Origin of the sequence: Arthrobacter sulfonylureivorans (assembly GCF_047607445.1) — a bacterium.
Lineage (GTDB): Bacteria > Actinomycetota > Actinomycetes > Actinomycetales > Micrococcaceae > Crystallibacter > Crystallibacter sulfonylureivorans_A.
The window spans coordinates 1-4,450 of sequence record NZ_JBLKRT010000071.1; the positions used below are offsets into that span (position 1 = coordinate 1).

Sequence of the window (4,450 nt, forward strand, 5' to 3'; positions counted from 1 at the left end):
TTCCTTGGCGGCCATGATGGCGCGCAGCCCGGTCAGGCGGCGTTCGAACTCTGCATCGGAGAAGGTCAGCTGCTGCTTTTCTCCGTTGTGCAGGACTTTCAGGCGCTTGAGTTCGGAAACGCTGTTGGCTGAGCTGGTGGCGATGGTCATGGGGTGTTCTCCTTTAGTGCTGTTGATACAAGAGGTCGAAGTGGTCTTAGGGGGTAGGCGCAGTCGTCCGGCTCTCGGGAGTGGGAGGCGTGTCCGTGTGGACAGGCTCTTCAGACTCCACCAGGGCTGTTTCACAGCTTCCGTAGTTCTTCAGGAACTCTTCATCGGAGCTGCTGTCCTTGAGCCCTAGCGGGATGCCGGCGGCGATGCGGGACTTGAACCGGGGGTAGCCGAGGATGAAGTAGACCGTTGCAGCCGTTACGGTTCCGCCGAGCCAGGAGAAATCGACGCCGCCGACGGCGGTGGCGATCGGTCCCTGCAGGACGGGAACGGAGCCGTACATGCACATCCAGGTCATGAAGATCCCGGCGAAGAAGGCAACGAAGGCTGCGGGGTTGAAGGCCTTCAGCTGGGTGTCGTCGACCGAGCGGAACAGGTAGCTGTAGTTCTTGTGGCGGCGCTCGAAGACGAAGTAGTGCACGGTCATGATGCCGCCCCAGGTGGCCACCCACGCTGCAATCGCGATGATCCAGTTGTGCAGCAGGTGGGCGAAGTCTGTCGCGAACATGAAGCCGATAACAGCTGTCATGGCGAGGCAACCCACCAGGATGGAGAGCTTCTTGCGGGAGACCTGGATGTCCAGCGCCTGGGTGGCGACGCTGAAGGTGTACATATTGATGATGTTGGTGGCGATGGGGCCGTGAATGACCAACAGGATGACCGGGATCGCGAAAGCACCGTAGCTTTCAACAATCAGGTGTCCCGGGTCGGCGGTGCCGTTCTTCGTAGCCAGGCTTGCACCCAGCACGCCCAGCCACACGACGGGGAGGAACTGGCCCAAGACGCTGACGATGTAGAGCTTGGACGGTCGGATCTTCTTGCTGACAAAGCGGGAGTAATCGGGGGCGTAGGTGAACCAGCCGATGCCCCAGCCGATGCCGATGGCGGTCATGATGGACGACATGGCGGCAATCCGCGGCATTCCGGTGAGCACCTCGCCAACCGGGCCCTGGTAGGTCCAGTCAATGTCGAGCTGGGTCCAGGCCACGATCGACATGGCGATCAGCACCAGCACGGTTGGCGGCATGGTGATCCGCTCGAAGCGAGAGATGGCCCGGTAGCCCCGGTAGCAGATCGCTACCTGGATGCCCATGATCACGGCGGCCGTGGCAATCCGCCAGCCCAAGTTCGACTGCTCGGGGTCGACCCAGCCGATCATTCCGAACAGGGCCATGATCAGGTCCAAAATCACCCAGGTGTTGACGGCAGACCAGCCAATGGCGATCACGGCTTGGATCGCCGCCGGCAAGTAGGCACCGCGGCGGCCGAAGGCTCCCCGGGCCAGCAGCATGCCGGTGGCTCCGGTGCGCTGGCCCAGGATGACGAAGAAGCCGAAGCCAAGCATGCCGATGACATTGCCGGCAATCAGGACCGTGAGCGTGTCGGCCAGGCTGAGGCCCAAAGTGATGCCCAGAGCACCAAGGATCCAGTTGATCGGCGCGACGTTGGCGCCCGCCCAGATCCAGAACTGGCCGGAGAGCTTGGTGGTCCGGGCCGATTCGGGAACCGGCTGGAGGATGTCTTCTACGTTGTGGGTGCTTTGTTCGGATTTCGTAGCTGATCGCTGGCTCATGGCTGTTCTCCTAGTGAATTGATACGGGAACCGGAGCAGGCCTGAATCCAGAGTAGAGGTGATGAAGCTCACAGCGTATATTCAGATAGTCACTACTTCAGGGTCGTTACGGTGACACTCTGTCGTTGTTACTCGGCCCAATGCACCAGAAGATGAGAGTTTCTATGGTCGTCAAGTTGTCTGATCTGCTGGAGCTTGAAGTGATGAAGCGTGCCAGTCCGCTGGTGCGTGCGGGCGGAGCGTCGATTCCCGCCGGTATCGTGAGATGGGTCCACTCGAGCGAAGTCCTCGAAATAGCGCCGCTGCTGCGCGGTCAAGAATTGCTTCTCAGTGGCGGAGATGCCCTGCTGAACCTTAGGCCTGACGCGCAATACGAGTACATCCGGAGCTTGGCTGCGCGGCATGTGACAGCCCTGGCGATTCAAACTGCGGGTTCTGGCCGCTCCCTGTCCGCAGAACTTGTGGAGGCGGCCGGGGAGGTGGGGCTGCCGCTGATCGAGTTGCGGCGCGTCGTCCCCTTCGTGGAGATTGCGGAGGAGGTCAACCGGAAAGTCGTGTCCGAACATGTCACAGCGCTGCAGACCGCCGATTCCATCTCACAACACCTGGCGGAACACCTCGCTTCCTCCGGGCCCGCTTTGAGCCCCTTGATCGAAATCGTCTCGCAGGCGTTGCGGATCGAGGTGGCGTTGCTGGATCCCAATGGAAGTGTCCTTGAGTTCGCGGGCGGCTTCCCTCCTGATTCGAGCTCGGTCAATGTGGAGTCCGATATTTTTGTTGGCAGTCTGGTGTCCGCCCGGTTGCGGCTCCAAAGCCGACAGGAGGTCCCGCCGGAATTGCTGAAGACGGTTGGGGAACGGATCGGCAGCATTCTGGCGCTGGCCGTATCCCAGCAACACCGACCGACGGCGCTGCAGATTGCCCACACGGCTTTGATGCGGGCTGTCGTCAGCGGGGCCGGTGCTTCGCAGATTCACGAACTGTGCACGGCGGCTGGAATCTCGACGGTTAAGCCGACGTTCATTATGGTGTTCCGCCGGATCGGGCTGAGCAGCGTCCGGGGGGTTGCAGAAAAAATCCTCAGGACCCGCTGTCCGGAGGCCCTGACCTATCTGGACGGTGAAAGCCTCTGGGCTCTGGTACAGCTCAGCATCAGCGGGACACGTCAGGAGCGGCGCGAACTTCTGGAAGGGTTGCGCACCGACTTTCGCGGGCTTGCGGTGGCGGGGGCACTCGGCCCAACAATGGCCACACCGCTGCATGCGCACTCGTCGTTGGTCGAAGCCCGGCTCACCCAAGCGGTGGGGGCTCCCGACGATCTGGAATCCAACATTCGCGACTGTGAGGACTTCCTCCTCGAGAGACTGGAAGCCCGGGAGCTGTCCGGGCCGGTGAGCGGACGCATCACCCAAGAACTGCTGGGCGAACTCTTGGACTATGACCGCAGGCGGGGAACGCGGCTGCTGGACACGCTCGATGCCTGGCTGATCAGCGGATGCAATTCTGCCGAAGCTGCCCGAACGCTCTTCATCGAGCGCCAAACCTTGCACAAGCGGCTACGGAAAATTTTTGAGCTCATCGGCGGCGACCCGCGCGGCAGCGCGAAATTGCCAGGGCTCTACTTGGCAGTCCACTTGGCGAAGAATCCGTCGCTGGCAGACGCCGGCGTCTGAATGCCATGGGGCTACAGCACCGCGGGGAGGTCATCTCGAGACTGGTGATGTGCACACTGCAAGCCCGGCGACGCCCACGGCGTCAGGCGCCGGATGGTCCGCCGAGACGAACTGTCACGTCGGAAGCAGCACGCTTGCAAGCCTTGGTGAGAGAGTTCAGCACTTCTTGAGAGATGCGGAAACGGGGTGCCGCGAGCATGACGCAGCCGGCAAGATCGCCTCTGTGGTCAAAGACGGGGGCGGCCACACCCACTTCTTCAGCTGACGTTTCGCCGTAATTGACAGCCAAGCCTTCGGCGGACACCTCCCTGAGCCGGGTGGCATATGCGTCCAGAGCGGCTGGAGCGGTATCAGGCAGGATAACCGTCCCGTCGGAAATCATGCCCCGGGCAGCCTCGAAGCCGGCTTGAGCCAAGAAGATCTGGACCGAGGAGCTGAGTGCGGTGTTGTACCTGGTACCCAGCGGCGTAGTGTGTTTTACCTGCTGTGGGCTGGCAATCTGTTCAACACAGACTGACTGGTTGCCGTTCCAGACCATCAGGGCGGCGGTTTCGCCGGTGCGCTCAGTGAGATCCTGCAATACCGGATACGCCGCACGACGCACGTCCAGGTCGGCGAGCAAAGGGCCGGTGACCGCTATTAGCCCCAGACCTAGCTTGAAGCGGCGGGTGGACGAATCCCGCTCCACCAGGTCTTCCTGCTCCAGAGTGGCCAGGATTCGGGACACCGTGCTCTTGTGCAGACCCACTCGGGAGGCAATTTCCGTAACACCCAGAAGCGGTGTCTCCACACTGAAACAGCGCATCACTTGGATGGCGTTGAGAATGACGGAGGCTCCCCGGGAGTCGGGGGAGCCGGCCGGGGCCTTGTGGCTGGTGGTATCTCGAATGTCAGTCATCGTGCAACCCATTCTGGCGGATTAAACGGTGTGTGCGGCGCCGCCGGTTCCGGCCGCGCCGCACACTTTGAGACTTCCTGCTGCGAATCAGGCGTC

3 protein-coding genes and 1 pseudogene are annotated in these 4,450 nt (G+C 61.8%); 1 reads left to right on the forward strand and 3 read right to left on the reverse strand.

Annotated elements, in window-relative coordinates:
* Nucleotides 1-150, reverse strand: a pseudogene (locus ACMX2H_RS18695) (creatininase); the annotation flags it as partial.
* A gap of 46 nt (nucleotides 151-196) precedes the next feature.
* Nucleotides 197-1,783: a purine-cytosine permease family protein gene (locus ACMX2H_RS18700; RefSeq protein ID WP_414962754.1), complete on the reverse strand. Its 1,587-nt coding sequence runs from the start codon at nucleotides 1,781-1,783 to the stop codon at nucleotides 197-199.
* A 140-nt stretch (nucleotides 1,784-1,923) separates the two neighbouring features.
* Here ACMX2H_RS18700 and ACMX2H_RS18705 point away from each other — a divergent pair, with 140 nt between their 5' ends.
* Nucleotides 1,924-3,456, forward strand: coding sequence for a PucR family transcriptional regulator (locus ACMX2H_RS18705; RefSeq protein ID WP_414962755.1), 1,533 nt, complete (start codon nucleotides 1,924-1,926; stop codon nucleotides 3,454-3,456).
* 82 nt (nucleotides 3,457-3,538) lie between these two features.
* On the opposite strand, the gene ACMX2H_RS18710 is transcribed toward ACMX2H_RS18705, so the two are convergent.
* A complete protein-coding gene (locus ACMX2H_RS18710; RefSeq protein WP_414962756.1) occupies nucleotides 3,539-4,366 on the reverse strand; it encodes an IclR family transcriptional regulator in 828 nt (275 codons plus the stop codon).
* Nucleotides 4,367-4,450 lie beyond the last annotated feature (84 nt).

Coding starts and splice junctions, on each gene's coding strand:
- ACMX2H_RS18700 (WP_414962754.1), bottom strand. CDS start 1,783: ATGAGCCAGCGATCAGCTACGAAATCCGAACAAAGCACCCACAACGTA.
- ACMX2H_RS18705 (WP_414962755.1), top strand. CDS start 1,924: ATGCACCAGAAGATGAGAGTTTCTATGGTCGTCAAGTTGTCTGATCTG.
- ACMX2H_RS18710 (WP_414962756.1), bottom strand. CDS start 4,366: ATGGGTTGCACGATGACTGACATTCGAGATACCACCAGCCACAAGGCC.